Raw genomic sequence first — 18,627 nt, forward strand, 5'->3', positions numbered from 1 at the left:
GCACGTGATTTGACGTGCCGAACAGGTCAACTTAGGCGAGCCTAACCGGATCGCACCGACGGGTCAACGCGGTCCCCTGACCTGCGGTCGCGCCCGCGCTCCCGGCGGCCTTCGGCGGCCCGCCGGGCCCCCTTGGCAGCGCCCCTCATTAAGGTAGCCTTACCTAACCATCTCTCTCTTCGTGGAGGCTTCCCATGCCCGCTGGAGGACCAACGGGAGGCCGCGTCCTCCGGAGAGCGCTCGGCGACCAGCGCCGGCGGGTCGGCGGGGCCTCGCTCCTCGCCATGGCCCACCAGGCGTGCGAGGCCCTCGTACCGGTCGTCATCGGCCTCACCATCGACGAGGCGGTGGGCACCGGGTCCTCCGGGGCGCTGCTGCGCTGGCTGCTCGTCCTCGCCGGGCTCTTCCTCGTCCTCTCCACCTGCTACCGGATCTCCGCCCGGTTCGCCGAGGGGGCGGGCGAGAGCGCCGCGCACCGGATCCGGCAGGACCTCGCCGACCGGGTGCTCGACCCGAGGGGCGGCGCCGACACCGGCCGGCTGCCGGGCGCGCTGACCGCCGTCGCGACCGGCGACGCCCGCCGGGTCGGCTCGGTCGCCTCCGCCCTGCCGTACGCGCTGTCCGCGCTCACCGGACTCGCCGTCAGCGCGGTGGCCCTGCTCCGCACCTCCGTCCCGCTCGGGCTGCTCGTCCTCCTCGGCGTGCCGCCCCTGCTGTGGATCGGCCACCTCATCAGCCGGCCCCTGGAGCGGCGCAGCGAGGCCGAGCAGGAGCACGCCGCCCACGCGTCCGGGGTCGCCGCCGACCTGGTGGCGGGGCTGCGCGTCCTGAAGGGCATCGGCGCCGAGCGGGCGGCGGTCGCCCGCTACCGGGAGACCAGCCGCGACTCGCTGGCCTCGGCGCTGCGGGCGGCGAACAGCCGAGCCTGGCACGACGGGGCGATCCTCGCCCTGACGGGCGTCTTCATCGCGGTGATCGGCCTGGTCGGCGCCCATCTGGCGATGCGCGGCACGATCAGCGTGGGCGACCTGGTGGCGGCCGTCGGCCTCGCCCAGTACCTCCTGGGCCCCTTCCAGCTCCTCACCTACGTCAACGGCGAGTTCGCCCAGGCCCGCGCCTCGGCCGACCGGATCGCCGAGGTCCTCGCCTCGCCCCCGGCCGTCGCCGCCGGTACGACTCCGCTCCCCTCCCCCGTCGCCGGACGGCTGCGGCTGCGGGGCCTGACCCACGGCGCGCTGCGCGGCCTCGACCTCGACGTCGCGCCCGGCAGCATCGTCGGCGTGGTCTCCCGGGACCCGGCCGCCGCGAACGACCTGCTGCTCTGCCTGGGCCGGGAACGGGAGCCCGCCGGGGGGACCGTGGAGCTCGACGGCGTCCCGCTGGCCGACCTCGACCCCGGCGAGGCCCGCCGGGCGATCCTGGTCGCCCACCACGACGCCGACCTGTTCGAGGACAGCCTCCTCGCCAACGTACGGGCCGGGGCGGGCGACGACGCGCCGGACGTCGGTCCCGCGCTCGCCGCCGCCGCGGCGGACGACGTCGCCGAGGCCCTGCCCGACGGCGTGCACACCGTCCTCGCCGAGCGGGGCCGCTCGCTCTCCGGCGGCCAGCGTCAGCGGGTCGCGCTCGCCCGCGCCCTGGCCGCCGACCCGCCGGTCCTGGTCGTCCACGACCCGACCACGGCCGTCGACACGGTCACCGAGGCCCGCATCGCCGTCCGGCTGCGGGAGCTGCGCCGGGGCCGCACCACCCTCCTGGTCACCACCAGCCCGGCCCTGCTCGCCGGGACCGACGTCGTGGTGGTGCTCGACGGGGGGAGGGTGACCGCCGAGGGCAGCCACCCGGAGCTCGTCGCCTCCCACGAGACGTACCGCTCGGCGGTGCTGGCATGACGGCCGGCCGCGACGCGACCGCGCCGGACGCCGACGCGAAGGACGAGGACGAAGGACGGACGATGAGCGGATCCGGCACGCCCGACGGCGCGCCCGCGCCCCCCACGACCGGCACGGACGGAGACGCACCTCCGCCCACCACGACCGGCGCGTACGAAGACGTGCCCCCGCCCACCACGACCGGCGCGTACGAAGACGTGCCCCCGCCCACCACGACCGGCGCGTACGAAGACGTGCCCCCGCTCCCCACGACCGGCGCGCCCGAGCGTGCCCTCCTGCCCACCGCGACCGGCGCGCAGACCCTCGCCGTCGTCCGCGGGCTGCTGCGCCGCCACCGGCTGCTCGCCGTGACCGCGCTGACCGTCCTGGTCGCCGGCACCGGCATCGGGCTGCTGACCGCGCCCCTGCTCGGCCGGATCGTGGACCTGGTCGTGGAGCGCAGCGGCACGGCCGCGCTGACCGTGCCGATGGCGCTGCTCCTCGCGGTGGCCGTGGCCCGGGGCGTGGCGACCGCCGTCGGCAAGTCGCTGGTCGCCCGGCTCGGCGAGACGATCCTCGCGGACCTGCGCGAGCGGTTCATCGACCGGGCGCTGCGCCTGCCGCTGGAGCGGGTCGAGAAGGCCGGCTCGGGCGACCTGACCGCCCGGGTGACGGGCGACGTGACGCTGATCGCGCGGGCGGTCCGGCAGGCCCTGCCCGAGTTCGCGAACGCCTTCCTCACCATCGCCCTGACCCTGGTGGGCCTCGCCGTCCTCGACTGGCGCTTCCTGCTCGCCGTCCTCGTCGCCGTCCCGGTGCACGTCCTCACCGTGCGCTGGTACATCCCGCGCGCCGCGCGGATCTACGCCGCGCACCGGGTGGCGACCGGCGCCCTCCAGCACCAGCTGCTCGACAGCGTCGGGGGCGTCCGCACCGTACGGGCGTTCCGGCTCACCGGCCGCCACGCGGAGCTGCTCGAGAAGCGGTCGGGGGCGGCCGTCGACCTGGCCGCGAGCGGAATGCGCCTGGTCTCCGGCTTCTTCTCCCGCCTGAACGCCGCCGAGTTCCTCGGCATGGCCTCGATCCTCGTCACCGGCTTCCTGCTCGTCGACGCCGGATCGGTGAGCATCGGCACGGCCACGGCGGCGGCGCTCTACTTCCACGGCCTGTTCAACCCGATCAACGCGGCGCTCTTCCTCATCGACGACGCCCAGTCGGCCGGGGCGAGCCTCGCCCGCCTGGTCGGCGTGTCGACCCTCCCGGCCGAGCGGGAGCCCGAGGGGCGGCCCGCCGCGCCCGTGGACGGCTCGGTCAAGGTGACCGGGCTCGGCCACTCCTACGTGGACGGGCACCCGGTGCTCCACGAGGTCGACCTCGACGTGCGGTGCGGGGAACGCGTCGCCCTGGTCGGCGCCAGCGGCGCGGGCAAGACCACGCTCGCCAAGCTGATCGCGGGCGTCCACGAACCGGCGGCCGGCACGATCTCGCTGGGCGGCGTGGACACCCGCGAGCTGGGCCCCGCCGGGGTGCGCCGGGCCGTCACCCTGATCAGCCAGGAGGTGCACGTCTTCTCCGGGCCCCTCGCCGAGGACCTGCGCCTCGCCCGGCCCGGGGCCACCGACGAGGAGCTGCGCGCGGCCCTGGACCACGTCGGCGCCCTGGAGTGGGCCGACGCGCTCCCCGAGGGCCTGGCGACGGTCGTGGGCGAGGGCGGCCACCGGCTCACCGTGACGCAGGCCCAGCACCTGGCCCTGGCCCGGCTCGTGCTCACGGACGCGCCCGTCGCCCTCCTCGACGAGGCGACCGCCGACGCGGGCAGCGCCGGCGCCCGGGTCCTGGAGACCGCCGCCCTGCGCGCCCTGGAGGGCCGTACGGGGCTGATGGTGGCCCACCGGCTGCCGCAGGCCGCCGCGGCGGACCGGATCGTCGTCCTCGACGGGGGCCGGGTCGTCGAGAACGGCACCCACGAGGAGCTGGTCGCGGCGGGCGGGCACTACGCCGAGCTGTGGTCGGCCTGGTCGGACAGCCGCCGGGAGCCGGCGGCCGTGAGCGACTGACGGAGAACAGGTGATGGCCCCCCTCCCGGCGGGAGGGGGGCCATCACGCGTTTCAGGGTCTCAGCCCCGCCCGGCCGCCAGGCCCGCCGGGCGCAGGTCGGTCCAGTGGGACTCGACGTACGCGACGCAGGCCTCCCTGGTGTCCGCGCCGAAGACGGTGCGCCAGCCGGCCGGGGCCTCCGCGAAGGACGGCCACAGCGAGTGCCGGCCCTCCTCGTCGGCCAGGACCAGGAAACGGCCCCGCGGGTCCTCGAACGGATGGGTGGTCATGCGTCGTCACTCCTCGTGGACATGGCGGTGAACAGCTCCGAGAGCGGCTGCTCCGGGTCGGCGACCACGGCGCGCAGCAGCCCCTGGAGTTCGTCGGCGAGCCGCCGCGCCTTGGCGGCGCCGAACAGATCGGTGGCGTGGATGAGGCCGCAGTGGACCGGGCCCTCGCCCAGCGGCTCGTAGAAGCTGAGGGTCAGCCGGGCCCGGGTCGAGCCGGTCGGCACGGCGTCGAGGGAGCCGACCCCGCCCTCCAGACGGTCCAGGTCCGCCTGTTCGTGGTGGATCACCATGACCTGCGGGCCCTCCGGGGGCAGCCCGGCCGCCCGGGCCACCTCCTCGAAGGGGACCTCCTGGCGGTCGAGGGCGCTCAGGGTGGTCTCCCGGACCCGGGAGAGCAGTTCGGCGAAGGTGGGGTCCCCGGCCGTGTCGGTGCGCAGGACGAGCGTGTTGAAGAAGCAGCCCACGAGGTCCGCGAGCCGGTCGTCGCCGCGCCCCGCGGCCATCGTGCCGAGCGGCAGGTCCGTGCCCGCCCCGTGCGCGGTGAGCAGGGCGGCCAGGGCGGAGTGCAGGACCATGAACATGCTGGTGCCGGTCGCCCGGGCCAGTGCGTCGACGGACGCGTGCAGTTCCTCGTCCAGGACGAAGCCGACGTGGCCCGCGCCGGGCACGGACGTGTGCGGGGCGTCGGCCGGGAGGTCCAGTGCGGCCGGCGCGTCCTTCAGGACCTGCCGCCAGTACGCGAGCTGGCCGGCCGCCCTGCTGTCCGGGTCGTCCGGGTCGCCGAGGACCTCGCGGGCCCAGCGGGCGTAGTCGGCGTACGAGACGGGCAGCGGCTCCCAGTCGGGCGCCCGGCCCTCCGTACGGGCCGTGTACGCGGACGTCAGGTCGCGGAAGAGGGGGACGACCGACCATTCGTCGACGGCCAGGTAGTGCAGGGCCAGGAGGAGTGACTGCCGTCCGTCGGGGCCGGTCAGGAGGTGGGCCCGCAGCGGGGCCTCGCGGTCCGGCGCGGGGGCTCCCCCGGCCAGTTCGCGCAGCCGGGCCTCCGGGTCCGCGCTCTCCTCCCGCACCAGCACGGGCGGTGCGGCGTCGACGAGGTGCAGGGCGCCGTCGCGCTCGGCGAAGGCGGTGCGCAGCGGCTCGTGGCGGGCCGCCACGTCCGCGAGCGCGGCCGCCAGGGCCTCCGCGTCCAGACCGCCGGGCGAGCGGAGCACGAGGGCGTGGTCGAAGGCGGGGGTGCGGCGATGCGCGTCCCACTGGAGGCGCTGGACGGGCGCGGCGAGCCGGGGCCCCTCGTGGTCCCCGGCGGGCAGGAGCGCCGGGCGGGCCGCGGCGGCCCCCTTCAGCTTGGCCTCCAGACCGGCGACCGTCAGGGCGTCGAAGACGTCCCGGATGCTCAGCTCGACCCCGAACTCGGCGCGGACGCGGCCCAGGAGCCGCATCGAGGCCATGGAGTGGCCGCCGAGCGCGAAGAAGTTGTCGTGGACGCCGACCCGGTCGAGGCGGAGGATCTCGCGGAACAGTCCGGCGAGCCTCTCCTGGGTCTCGTTCGCCGGACGGCTGTCGCCGGTCATGGCGGCCCAGTCCGGCGCGGGCAGCGCCTTCCGGTCGAGCTTGCCGTTGGGCGTGAGGGGCAGCGGCCCGTCGAGCGGGACGACGAGCGCCGGGACCATGTACTCGGGCAGGACGCCGGCCACGTGGGCGCGCAGCTCCCGCGGGTCGGGCTCCCCCTCCCCCGCCTCCGGGACGGCGTAGCCGACCAGGCGCACGATGTCGCCGTCGCGGTCGGGCACCACGGCGGCCTGGGCCACCGACGGGTGGGAGGCGAGCGCCGCCTCGATCTCGCCGAGTTCGATGCGGAAGCCGCGCACCTTCACCTGGGTGTCGACGCGGCCGAGGAAGTCGACGTTGCCGTCGGCGCGCCAGCGGGCGCGGTCGCCGGTGCGGTACATGCGGGTGCCGGGCGGGCCGTACGGGTCGGCCACGAAGCGCTCCGAGGTCAGTCCGGGCTTGCCGAGGTAGCCGCGCGCGAGGCCGCGTCCGGAGACGTACAGCTCGCCCGCGACGCCCGGCGGGACCGGCCTGAGGTGCTCGTCGAGGACGTAGCAGCGGGTGTTGGGGTCGGGCCGGCCGATGGGGACCCGGCCGGACGGGCGGCCCGGGTGCTCGCGGGCGGGCCACAGGGTGGAGTTGACGGTCGCCTCGGTCAGCCCGTACGCGCAGATCAGGTGGGCGGTGGTGCCGAAGCGCTCGAAGAGGTCCGGCGGCACGGTCTCGGTGCCGACGAGGACGGTCGACCCTTCGGGCAGGGCGCAGCCGGGCGGCAGGGCGGAGACGAGGGACGGCGGCAGGATCATGTGGGTGATCCGCTGGTCGGCGAGGAAGTCGGTGAGGGCGGGGCCCGCGACCCGGGCCTCGTCGGTGATCAGGACGAGCCGGCCGCCGTGGCAGAGCGCCATGGCCAGCTCGAAGACGAAGACGTCGAAGCCGACGGAGGCGAACTGCAGGACGCGGCTGTCGCGTTCCAGGCCCATCCGGTCGACGGCGGTGGCGACCAGGCTGGAGATTCCCTCGTGGGGGACGACGACGCCCTTGGGGCGGCCGGTGGAGCCGGAGGTGTAGATGACGTACGCGGCCGTGTCGAGGACGGCCGGTCCGCTCCCGAGGGGGCCGTCCGGCAGACTCCGTAGGGCGGCGGTGGTCTCCGGCGCGTCGAGCAGCACCGTGGGAACGCCCGGCACGTCGGGGATCTTGCCCGCGCTCTGTTCGGTGCCGACGACGAGGGCCGCGCGCGAGTCCTCGATCATGTACGCGAGGCGGTCGGCCGGGTGGACCGGGTCGAGCGGCAGGAACGCGGCGCCCAGCTTCATCGCGGCGAGGACCGTGGCGACCGTGTCGACCGAGCGGGGCACGGCCACGCCGACCACGCTCTCGGGTCCGACGCCCCGGGCGGCCAGGAGGCCGGCGACGCGGTCGGCGCGGGCGTCGAGTTCGGCGTACGTCACGGAGCGGGAGCGCTCCACGACGGCGACCGCGTCGGGGCGCTCGGCCAGCCGCCGGGCGAAGAGGGCCGGGAAGGTCTCCTCGTCGACCGCGCGGGCCGTGGCGTTGAACTCCTCCAGGACCAGGTGCCGTTCGGCGCCGTCGAGGATCTCGGCGCGGGAGACGGGCCGTTCGGGTGCGGCGACCAGGGCGGCGACGAGGGTGCGGAGGCGTTCGCCGAGCCGCTCGGCGGTCTCCCGGTCGAAGAGTTCCGTGGCGAACTCCAGGCGGCAGCCCAGGGAGCCGGGGCCGCCGTCGGTCGGGGTGTGCTCGGTGAAGCTGAACACCAGGTCGAACTTGGCCGAGCGGATGCGGAAGGGGAGGTACGCGGCGGTCAGGCCGGGCAGGGCGAGGGCGTCGCCGGTGCGGGCGTGGTATCCGACCATCACCTGGAAGAGCGGGTTGCGGGAGAGGGACCGGGTCGGGTTGAGCTTCTCCACCACCGCCTCGAAGGGCACGTCCGCGTGGGAGAACGCGGCGAGGTCGGTCTCCCTGACCCGGGCGAGGAGTTCGGTGAAGCTCGGGTCGCCGCTCAGGTCGGTGCGGAGGACCAGGGTGTTGACGAAGAAGCCGACGAGGTCGTCGAGGGCCTCGTCGCCGCGGCCCGCGATGGGCGCGCCGAGGGGGATGTCGGTGCCGGCGCCCAGGCGGTGGAGGAGGGCGGCCACGGCGGCGTGCGCCACCATGAACATGCTGGCGCCGGTCTCCCGGGCGAGCCGCTTGAGGCCCTCGTGGACGTCGGGGTCGAAGACGACGTCGAGTTCGGCGCCGGTGAAGGCGGGGCGGGCCGGGCGCGGCCGGTCCGTGGGCAGTTCCAGCTCCTCGGGGGCGCCGTCCAGGACCGTGTGCCAGTGCTCCAGCTGCCGGGCGGCCCTGCTGTCCGGGTCCGCGGGGTCGCCGAGGAGGCGCTGCTGCCACAGGGCGTAGTCGGCGTACTGGACGGGCAGCGGCTCCCACTCCGGCGCCGTGCCCGCGGTCCTGGCCGCGTAGGCGGTGGCGAGGTCGCGGAGGAAGGGGCGGTCGGACCACTCGTCGGTGGTGATGTGGTGGAGCAGCAGGATCGCGGCGTGGTCCTCGGGTCCGAGGTCCACGAGCGCGGCGCGCAGCGGGAGTTCGGCGGCGAGGTCGAAGGGCCGGTTGACGGCCGCGTCGACCAGGCCGGGCAGCTCGTCCTCGGTGGCGGTGAGCCGCTCGACGGCGGGCCGCGCCTCCCCGGCGGGCAGCACCCGCTGGAACACCCGGCCGTCGCGCTCCGCGAACACGGTGCGCAGGGCCTCGTGCCGGGCGGTGACGTCGGCCAGGGCGGTCTCCCAGGCGTCGGCGTCGAGGGGGCCGCGCAGTCGCAGGACCAGCGGGAAGTTGTAGGCGGCGGAGTCGGAGTCGATCCGCTGGACGACCCAGAGGCGCTGCTGCGCGTGGGAGAGCGGCAGTTCGTCGGGGCGCTCGCCCGCGGTGAGGGCGGGGCGGGCGGGGCCCGTGGCGCGGTCGACGCGTTCGATCAGTTCGGCGACCGTGGGGGCCTCGAACAGGTCGCGGATGGCGAGTTCGGCGGCGAGCGCCGTGCGGGCGCGGCTGACGAGGCGGGTGGCGAGGAGCGAGTGCCCGCCGAGGTCGAAGAAGTCGTCGTCGATGCCGACGGCGTCCCCGGGCAGTCCGAGGGCGTCGGCGAAGAGGTCCCGGAGGGTCTCCTCGCGCGGGGTGCGCGGGGCGCGGCCGGTTCCTCCGGCGCGGGCGAGGTCGGGGGCGGGCAGGGCGCGGACGTCGAGCTTGCCGTTGACGGTCAGCGGCAGGGTGTCCACGGTGACCAGCGCGGCCGGGACCATGTAGTCCGGCAGGACGGCCTTGAGGTGGGCGCGGAGCGCCTGCGGGTCGGGGGCGTCCTCCTCCGGTGCGTAGTAGCCGACCAGGCGCTTCATTCCGGTGTCGGTGTTGACGACGACCGCCGCGTGGGCGACGCCGGGGTGCGCGGACAGGGCCGTGGCGATCTCGCCGAGTTCGACGCGGTAGCCGCGGATCTTGACCTGGTCGTCGGTGCGGCCGAGGAAGTCGAGGAGTCCGTCGGGCCGCTGCCGCACGAGGTCGCCGGTGCGGTACATCCGCTCGCCGGGCTCCCCGAAGGGGTCGGCGACGAAGCGTTCGGCGGTGAGGCCGGGGCGGTCGTGGTAGCCGCGGGCCAGGCCGGTTCCCGCGATGTACAGCTCGCCGGGGCAGCCCGGCGGGACCGGGCGCAGCATGGAGTCGAGGACGTGGGCGCGGGTGTTGCGGATGGGCCGGCCGACCGTGGGGGTCGCGCTGTCGGCCGTGGAGCCGCCGAGGGTGTTGATGGTGTACTCGGTCGGCCCGTACAGGTTGTAGCCGTAGCAGCCCTCGGTGTCCCGCAGCCGGTTCCAGACCGTGTCGGAGACGGCCTCGCCGCCGAGCAGGACCAGGGCGGGCCGGTGCCTGCCCGTGGCCCCGTCGTGGTCGAGGAGGCCCTCCTCGATGAGCAGTTGGGCGTAGGTGGGGGTGACGTTGACGACGTCGACGCGGTGGGCGTCGCAGTAGGCGACCAGGGCCTCGGCGTCGCGGCGCAGCTCCTCGTCGCAGACGTGGACCTCGTGGCCCTCGACGAGCCAGAGCAGCTCCTCCCAGGACATGTCGAAGGCGAAGGAGACGGTGTGCGCGATGCGTAGGCGCCGTCCGCCGGCCGAGGCGATGGCCGGGGCGAAGATCTCCTCCTGGTGGTTGAGCTGCATGTTCGTCAGGCCCCGGTAGGGGGTGACGACGCCCTTGGGGCGGCCGGTGGAGCCGGAGGTGTAGATGACGTACGCCGGGTGCTCCAGGCGGCCGGGGGTCCCGCGCGCGAAGGCGGGGCGTTCGGCGTCGGTGATCCCGGCGCCGGACAGGGCCCTCAGCTCGAAGGCGACGTCCGGGTCGTCCAAGGCGATCTCGGGGGCGAGCGGGCCCGTCTCGCCGCGCAGCGTCGGGGCCACGGCGAGGGTGGTGAGCAGGCACAGCGGCCCGGTGTCCTCGACCATCAGGCGCAGCCGGTCGGCCGGGTGGTCCAGGTCGAGCGGCAGGTAGGCGGCGCCGGTGCGCAGGACGGCGAAGAGGGCCACGACCATGTCGAGGGAGCGGGGCAGCGCCAGGGCCACCGTGCGCTCCGGGCCGGCGCCGGCGGCGAGCAGCAGCCGGGCCGTCCGGTTGACGCGGGCGTCGAGTTCCGCGTAGGTGAGGGACCGCTCGCCGAAGACCAGGGCGGTGTCGTCGGGGGTGCGGGCGGCCTGGGCCGCGAGCAGGTCGGCGACGGTCTCGTCGGGCACGGGCTCGCGTCCGGCGGCGTGCCCGGCGGTCAGGGCGGCGCGCTCGGCGGGGAGCAGCAGGTCGACGGCGGCGGTGCGGACGGTGGCGGCGTCCGGTCCGTCGAGGAGGTCCGCGAGCCGTTCCAGGACGGTCGTGAACCGGCCGAGGACGGTGGTCGCCGCCTCGGCGTCGAACAGGTCGGGGCGGGCCGCCAGGGTGACCCGCAGCCGGGTCTCGGGGGTGACGATCAGGGTCAGCGGGAAGTGGGTGCCGTCGACGTTGGAGACGCCGGTGATGCCGTGCCGCTGCCGGAGCGCGGCGGCCCGGTCCTCGCCGTCGGCGGAGCGCAGCACGAAGAGGGTGTCGAAGAGGCGGCGGTGGCCGGTCTCCCGCTGGAGGGTGCCGAGGCCGACGTGCTCGTACGGCATGACGGCGGCCCGCTCGGTCTGGAGGCGGCGCAGCAGGTCGAGCAGCGGCTCGTCGGGGGCGAACGCGGTGCGGGCCGGGACGGTGTTGAGGAACATGCCGATGATGCCGGCGGCGTTCGGCAGGTCCGCCGGGCGTCCGGCGACCGCCGTGCCGAAGGCGACGTCGCGGCGGCCGGTGGCGGCGGAGAGGACCAGGCCCCAGGCGGCGTTGAGGACCGTGTTCAGGGTGAGGCCGTGGCGGCGGGCGGCGGCGCGCAGCCGGTCGCTCGTCCCCGCCGTCAGGACCGCGTCGAAGTCGGCAGGGATGACCGGGCCCGCGTCGCGGCCGGCCGGGGCGACCAGGGTCGGCTCGTCGAAGCCGGCGAGCGCGCCGCGCCAGGCGTCGACGGCCTCGGCGGTGTCCTGGCCGTCGAGCCAGGCGAGGTAGTCGCGGTACGAGCCGGGGGCGGGCCGGCCGGCGGGGTCGCCGCCGTTCTCGTACAGCGTGAACAGCTCCTCCAGGAACAGCCAGGCGGACCAGCCGTCCCACAGGATGAGGTGGTGGGTGACGACGAGCCGGTCGCGGCCTTCGGGGAGGCGGATCAGGCGGAGGCGGCACAGCGGCGGGGCGGACAGGTCGAAGCGCTGTCGCCGGTCGGCCGCGAGGAGCTCCTCCACGCGCGCGTGGTGCTCGTCGGCGGGCAGCCCGGACAGGTCGGTCTCGGTCAGCGGGATCTCGGCGCCGTCGACGACGAACTGGACGGGCCGGGACAGGCCGTCGCCGGTGAATCCGGCGCGCAGGCCCTCGTTGCGGTCGAGGAGCGCGCGGCAGGCGGCGCGCAGCCGGTCGGCGTCGAGGCGGTGGTCGAGGTCCAGGGTCTCCTGCGACAGGTAGACGTCGAGGGCGTCCCCGGCGTCGTAGGTGGCGTGGAAGTACATGCCCTCCTGGAGCGGGGAGAGCGGCCAGACGTCGGTGACGGGCAGTCCCGCCGCGGTCTCGGCGACGCGGGCGGTCTCCTCCTCGGTCAGTTCCAGGCCGCCGAGCGGGGCTGCCGGGGCCTGCGGCTCCTGGGGGGCGCCCGCGCCCGCGGCGGCGGTGAGCTGGTCGAGGAGGGCCTTGAGGGCGGGGTCGACGGCCGCGCCCGCCAGGCTCTGCTGGGCGAGGACGGCCTGGAGCGCGGCGGCGGCCTGTCCGGCGTCGGTGGCGGAGACGGTCACGGCCGGGGCCTCGGGGTCTTCCACGGGCTCGGGTTCGGCCGGTGCCGCCGCCGCGAGGGCGGCGGGCGTGCGGTGCCGGAACACGTCGCGCGGGCTGATCGCCAGTCCCCTCTCGCGGGCCCCGGTCGCGACGGCGATCGAGGTGAGGCTGTCGCCGCCGAGGACGAAGAAGTCGTCGTCGGCGCCGATGTCCGGGATGCCGAGGACGGCGGTGAAGACCTCGCACAGGGCGCGTTCGCGGGCGTCGCGGGGCGCGCGTCCGCCCGCCCGGGGGGCGGGGGACGGCGAGGGCAGGGCGTTCTGGTCGAGCTTGCCGCTGGGCGTCAGGGGCAGCGCGTCGAGGACGACGACGGCGCTGGGCACCAGGGGGGCGGGCAGGGCGCCGGCGAGCGCGTCGCGCAGGGCGCCGGAGTCCGGCGCGGGCGCGCCGGGGGCGGGCACCGCGTAGCCGACGAGGGCGCCGTCGCGGACGACCACGGCGGCGCGGACCACGCCCGGGAGTGCGGCGAGGGCGGTCTCGATCTCGCCGAGTTCTACGCGGTTGCCCCGGATCTTGACCTGCCGGTCGGTGCGGCCGAGGTACTCGACGGCGCCGTCGGCCCGGCGGCGGACCAGGTCGCCGGTGCGGTACATGCGGCTGCCGGGCGCCCCGAAGGGGTCGGCGACGAACCGCTCGGCGGTCAGGGCGTGCCGGCCGTGGTAGCCGCGCGCCAGCTGGACCCCGGCGAGGTACAGCTCGCCGGGCACGCCGTCCGGGACGGGCCGCAGGAAGGAGTCGAGGACGTGCAGGCGGGTGTTCCAGACGGGTCGGCCGATCGGGACGGCGGGCTCGTCGGCGCCTTCGTACGGGAAGTGCGTGACGTCGACGGCGGCCTCGGTGGGCCCGTACAGGTTGTGCAGCGGTACGGGTCCCCGGCCGGGCCGGGTCGTCAGCTCCGTCCAGCGGCGGGCGTCGGGTCCGGTGAGGGCCTCGCCGCTGCAGAAGGCCCTGCGCAGGGGCGCCGCCCAGTCGGGGCCGCCGGGCGCGGCCTCCAGGGCCTGGACGAAGGCGGCCAGCATCGAGGGGACGAAGTGCAGGGTGGTGATCCGCTCGGCGCGGATCAGGTCGGCCAGGTAGCCGGGGTCGCGGTGGCCGTCGGGGCGGGCGAGGACGACGGCGGCGCCCTCGGTCAGGGCCCAGAAGAACTCCCACACGGACACGTCGAAGCTGGCCGGGGTCTTCTGGAGGACCCGGTCGTCGGCGGTGAGCCCGTACTCCCCCTGCATCCAGGCGAGGCGGTTGACGATCGCCCGGTGGGTGACGGCGACGCCCTTGGGGCGGCCGGTGGAGCCGGAGGTGTAGATGAGGTACGCGGGGTGGTCGGGGCCCGCCTCCGTGCGGGGCGCGTCCGTGCGGGGCGCGTCCGTGCGGGGCGCGTCGGGGGTCTCCTCCTCGCGGTCCACGAGGACCGTGTCGAGACCCGGGGCCCCGGGCAGCCGGCCGACGGCTTCGGCGGTGGTGAGGACCGTGCGCGCGCCGGAGTCGGCGAGCATGAACGCGACCCGGTCGGCGGGGTAGTCGAGGTCGACGGGCAGATAGGCGGCGCCCGCCTTGTGAACGCCGAGGAGGGCGACCATCAGCTCCGCCGAGCGGGGCACCGCGACGGCGACGAACTCCTCGGGGCCCGCGCCCCGGGCCCGCAGCCGCCGGGCGAGGGCCTCGGCGCGGCGGTCGAGTTCCGCGTACGTGAGGGTGGTGCCCTCGTACACGACGGCGGGCGCGTCGGGGGTCCGGGCGGCCCGCGCGGCGAAGAGCGAGGCGAGGGTGGCGTCCGGCGCGGGCAGCGGGCGGTCGGTGGCGTTGAGCGCGGCGAGGCGCTCCGCCTCGCGGTCGGAGAGGAGGCCGATCCGGGCGGCCAGGCGGCCGGGGTCGGTGGCGAAGGTGCGCAGCAGCGTCTCGAAGCGGTGCGCGAGGACGGCGACGGTCAGCCGGTCGAGGCGGGCCGGGTCGTGGGTGAAGCGGAGCGACAGGTGTCCGTCGCGGGGCTCGGCGACGAGCGCGAGCGGGTAGTGGACGGCGTCGAGCACCTCGGTGCCGGTGACCAGGGGGGTGGCGGCGGGCGGTCCCGCCGGGTGGTTCTCGAACACCACGAGGGTGTCGAAGAGTTCGCCGCCGCCCGCGAGCCGCTGGATGTCGGCGAGGCCGAGGTGCTGGTGGTCGAGGAGCGCCGCGTGCTCGTCCTGGACGCGCCGCAGCAGCTCCGCGAGGGGTTCGTCGGGGCGCAGGAGGACGCGGACGGGGACGGTGTTGATGAAGAGGCCGACGGCCGCGTCCAGGCCCTCGACCTCGGTGGTGCGGCCGGAGACGGTGCTGCCGAAGACGACGTCCCGGGCGCCGGTCAGGCCGCCGAGGAGCAGGGCCCAGGCGCCGTTGAGGACGGTGCTCAGGGTGAGGCCCTCGCGCCGGGCGCGGGCGGTCAGTTCGGCGGTGAGGGCCTCGGGCAGGCGCACGTCGACGCGCTCGGTCCGGGTGCGGGGGGCGTCCGCGCCGTCCCCGGCGGGGGCGGGCAGCCGGGTCGGTTCCTCCAGACCGGCCAGCGCCTCGCGCCAGGCGTCCCGGGCGGCGTCGCGGTCGCGGGTGGCCAGCCAGGCCAGATAGGGGCGCGGGTCGGCGGGCTCGGGCAGGGTCTCCCCCGCGTACGCGGCGGTCAGCTCGCGCAGCAGGACGGTGACGGACCAGCCGTCGGCGACGATGTGGTGCAGGGTGAGCAGGAGCCGGTGGCGGTGTCCGTCGCGGACCAGGGTGGCGCGCAGCAGCGGCGGTTCGGCCGGGTCGAAGCCCCGGGCGCGGTCCTGCCGCAGGATCTCGTCCAGGCCGGTGCGGGCGGTGTCGGCCTCGTGCCACGGGAGGGTCGCGCGGTCCGCGAGCCGCTGGACGACCTCGCCGCCGGGCAGTTGCCGGAAGGAGGCGCGCAGCAGCGGGTGGCGGTCGAGGAGCAGTTGGAGGGCGTCGCGCAGCCGGCCGGGGTCGACGGGCTCCGCGAGGTCCAGGAGCTCCTGGACCACGTACAGGTCGTCGGCGTCCTCGTCGTACACCGCGTGGAAGAAGAAACCTTCCTGAAGCGGGGAGACGGGCAGGGCGTCCTCGTCGAGGGCGACCGCCGGGAGCGGCGCGGGTCCGGTGGCGACGGGAGCGGCGTGCGCGGCGAGGGCCGCGACCGTGCGGAGCCGGAAGACGTCGCGCGGGGTGAGCGCGAGGCCGGCGGCGCGGGCGCGGTTGACGAGCTGGATCGCGACGATGCTGTCGCCGCCCAGCTCGAAGAAGCTGTCGTGGATCCCGGCCGACGGAAGGCCGAGGACCTCGGCGAAGAGCGCGGCGAGCGCGGTCTCGGCCGGGGTAGTGGGCGCGTCGTCGCCGGCCATCGCGGTCCATCGGGGCTCGGGCAGGGCGCGGCGGTCGAGCTTGCCGTTCGGGGTGAGCGGCAGGGGCCCGTCGAGGCGGACCAGGGCGGAGGGGACCATGGGGTCCGGGAGGGTCTCCGCGATCCGGGCGCGGGCGGCGGCGACGGCGGCGTCGGCCGCTTCGGCGTCCGGTCCGGTCCCGGCCACGAGGTAGCCGACGAGGCGCTTGACGCCCCGGTGGTCGTCGCGGACGAGGACGGCGGCCTGGGCGATGCCGGGGCAGGCCATGAAGGCGCTCTCGACCTCGCCGGGTTCGACGCGGTGGCCGCGGATCTTGATCTGGCCGTCGGCGCGGCCGAGGAATTCGAGGTTGCCGTCGGCGCTCCAGCGGACCCGGTCGCCGGTGCGGTACATGCGGGCGCCGGGCTCGTCGGCGTACGGGTCGGCGACGAAGCGCTCCGAGGTGAGCCCCGGGCGCCCCAGGTAGCCGCGGGCGAGGCCGCGCCCGCCGACGTACAGCTCGCCCTCGGCGCCGACGGGGACGGGGCGCAGGGCCGAGTCGAGGACGTAGGCGCGGGTGTTGGGGTCGGGGCGGCCGATGGGGGCGGGGCCGGGCCGGTCGGCGTCGGCGAGCCAGAGGGTGGAGTTGACGGTGGCCTCGGTGAGGCCGTAGGCGACGACGACCCGGACGCGTCCGGCCCAGCGGGCGATGAGTTCGCCGGGCACGGCCTCCGTGCCGACGACGAGGACGGAGCCGTCGGGCAGCTCGCACTCCGGCGGCAGCGCGGAGACGAGGGAGGGCGGCAGGATCATGTGGGTGGCGCGGTGGCGGGCGATGTAGTCGGTGAGGGCCGGTCCGGCGACGCGGCGCTCGGCGGGGACGAGGATCACCCGGCCGCCGACGCACAGCGACATGACGAGGTCCCAGACGGTCACGTCGAAGCCGGCGGAGGCGAACTGCGCGATCCGGCTGTCGGCGGTGACGCCGATGCGGTCGGTGGCGGTGGCGATCAGGCTGCCGACGCCGTCGTGGGAGACGACGACGCCCTTGGGGCGGCCGGTGGAGCCCGAGGTGTAGATGACGTACGCGGCGTGGTCGAGCGTCACGGGGACGGCGGGGTCCGCGGGGTCGAGGGCGGCGAGCGCGGCGGCGGTGGCCGGGTCGTCGAGCAGGACGCGGGTGGCGCCGGGCGCGTCGGGCAGGGCGGCGGACAGCTCGCGGGTGGTGAGGACCGTGCGCGCCCCGGAGTCGTCCAGCATGTGGGCGATGCGGTCCTGGGGGTGGTCGGCGTCCAGGGGCAGGTAGGCGGCGCCGGCCTTCATGACGGCGAGGAGGGCGACCACCAGGTCCGGGGAGCGGGGCAGGGCGACGGCGACGACGTCCTCGGGGCCCGCGCCCCGGGCGGCGAGGAGCCGGGCGAGGCGGTTCGCGGCGGCGTCCAGTTCGGCGTACGTCAGCTCCTCGTCCTCGCAGACGAGGGCGACGGCGTCGGGGGCGAGGCGGACCCGCTCGGCGAAGGCGGCGGGCCAGGTGGTCTCGGGCGCGGGCCGGGGCGAGACGCCGAACTCGCCGAGCAGCCGGGCGCGTTCCTCCCCGGAGGTCAGCTCGATGTGTCCGACGGGCCGGTCGGGGTCGCCGGTGAGGGCCTCCAGGACGGCGAGGAAGCGCCGCCGGTGCTCGGCGAGGGCGCGCGCGTCGCAGACGTCGGCGTCCGCGTCGAAGTGGACCCGGAGGCCGTCGGCGGCGCCGGGGTCCCCGAAGGTGAGGGCGAGGTCGCCGACCGGGCCGAGCCAGTGCGGGACGAACTCGGCCTCGGCACCGTCGAAGCGGACGCCCTCGGGCTGGGGCAGGACGTTGACGGTGGGGCCGACGAGTTCCCGTACGCCGTCGGTGAGGCCGAGGTCCCTGGCGAGGTCCTCGGCGCGGTAGCGGCTGTGGACGAGGAGTTCGGAGACGCTCGTGACGACGGTGTCCAGGAGCCGGGCGACGGTCGTGTCGGGACGGACGGCGAGGCGCAGCGGCAGGATGTTGGAGACCATGCCGGGGACGTCCCGCGTGGCGGGGTCCCGGCGGGCGGTGACGGGGAGGCCGAGGACGAGGTCCTGTTCGCCGGTGGAGCGGTGCAAATAAACGGCGACGGCGGCGAGCAGGAGGCGGGAGAGCGGCGCTCCGGCCCCGTCCGCGCGGGCGCGCAGCCGGGCGACGGTCGCGGGGTCGAGGACGGCGGTGTCGCGGACGCGGCGGCGCATGGGGGCGGTGGCGCGCGGGACGAGGCGGACCGGCTCGGGCCGGCCGGCCATCCGCTCCCGCCAGTGGGCCCGGTCGGCCGCGTACTGCTCGGAGGAGGCGTACGCGGTGTCGGCGGCGACCAGCCGGGCCAGGGACCAGTCGGGGGCCGGGGCCGCGTCGCCGAGGGTGTGGAGGTCGCCGGCGCGGCGGCTGATGAGGGCGACGCCCGCGCCGTCGACGAGGAGGTGGTGGTAGCGCTGGTACCACCAGATCCGGTCGTCGGCGAGCCGCAGGAGGGCCTGGGCGAAGAGCGGGCCGCCGGCCGGGTCGGCGGGGCGGTCGCGGTCGGCCTCCATCCAGCGGTGGGCGGCCTCCTCCGGGTCGACCTCGCCCCGCAGGTCGACCTGGGCCACGTCGACGGGGAAGCGGGTGGGGACCTGGCGCGGGGCGCCGTCGGCGTCGGTGGTGATCCGGACGTGCAGGCTCTCCGCCTCCTCCACGGCCCGCCGGACGGCGGTCGCGAGGCGGTCGGGGTCGACGTCTCCGCGGAGTCTCAGGACGAACGCGATGTTGTAGGCCGAGCCGTCCGGCTCGATCTGCTGGGCCAGCCAGATTCCGGACTGTCCGCCCGTGAGGGGGAGTCCGTGGGCGGTCGTCCGGTCCGACTCGGCGTCAAACATCGTTCGAGGGTGCCTTTCCCTGGTGGTGCGTCGGTGGGGTGGAGCGGGGCACGGACCCGCCCGCCGAGGCCCGTGCGCACCCCGCCCGCCCGCCGGACCGGCCGGCGGAGCGGCTGACGGACGGCGGACGGGCGGGCGGCGAGCGGGTCGTACGGGGGCGGGGGCGTGTGCCGGCCGTCGCGCGACGTC

The 18,627-nt window shown here is 76.3% G+C and carries 4 protein-coding genes; 2 read left to right on the plus strand and 2 right to left on the minus strand.

Annotation, left to right across the window (positions count from 1 at the left end):
- Nucleotides 1-194 precede the first annotated feature (194 nt).
- Together ACIQD7_RS09200 and ACIQD7_RS09205 are read left to right on the plus strand one after the other, a co-directional pair.
- Nucleotides 195-1,892: an ABC transporter ATP-binding protein gene (locus tag ACIQD7_RS09200; protein WP_402440911.1), complete on the plus strand. Its 1,698-nt coding sequence runs from the start codon at nucleotides 195-197 to the stop codon at nucleotides 1,890-1,892.
- The gene (locus tag ACIQD7_RS09205; RefSeq protein ID WP_402440913.1) at nucleotides 1,889-3,928 is read left to right on the plus strand and encodes an ABC transporter transmembrane domain-containing protein; all 2,040 of its coding nucleotides are present in this window, start codon (nucleotides 1,889-1,891) and stop codon (nucleotides 3,926-3,928) included. Before ACIQD7_RS09200 ends, ACIQD7_RS09205 begins: the two co-directional genes overlap by 4 nt.
- Nucleotides 3,929-3,988: 60 nt before the next feature.
- On the opposite strand, the gene ACIQD7_RS09210 is transcribed toward ACIQD7_RS09205, so the two are convergent.
- Together ACIQD7_RS09210 and ACIQD7_RS09215 are read right to left on the minus strand one after the other, a co-directional pair.
- Complete coding sequence (locus ACIQD7_RS09210) at nucleotides 3,989-4,198, minus strand: MbtH family protein (RefSeq protein WP_402440915.1); 210 nt, start codon at nucleotides 4,196-4,198, stop codon at nucleotides 3,989-3,991.
- Complete coding sequence (locus ACIQD7_RS09215) at nucleotides 4,195-18,438, minus strand: amino acid adenylation domain-containing protein (protein WP_402440917.1); 14,244 nt, start codon at nucleotides 18,436-18,438, stop codon at nucleotides 4,195-4,197. Before ACIQD7_RS09215 ends, ACIQD7_RS09210 begins: the two co-directional genes overlap by 4 nt.
- Nucleotides 18,439-18,627 lie beyond the last annotated feature (189 nt).

The organism is Streptomyces sp. NPDC093071 (assembly GCF_044754545.1).
Classification (GTDB): Bacteria; Actinomycetota; Actinomycetes; order Streptomycetales; family Streptomycetaceae; genus Streptomyces.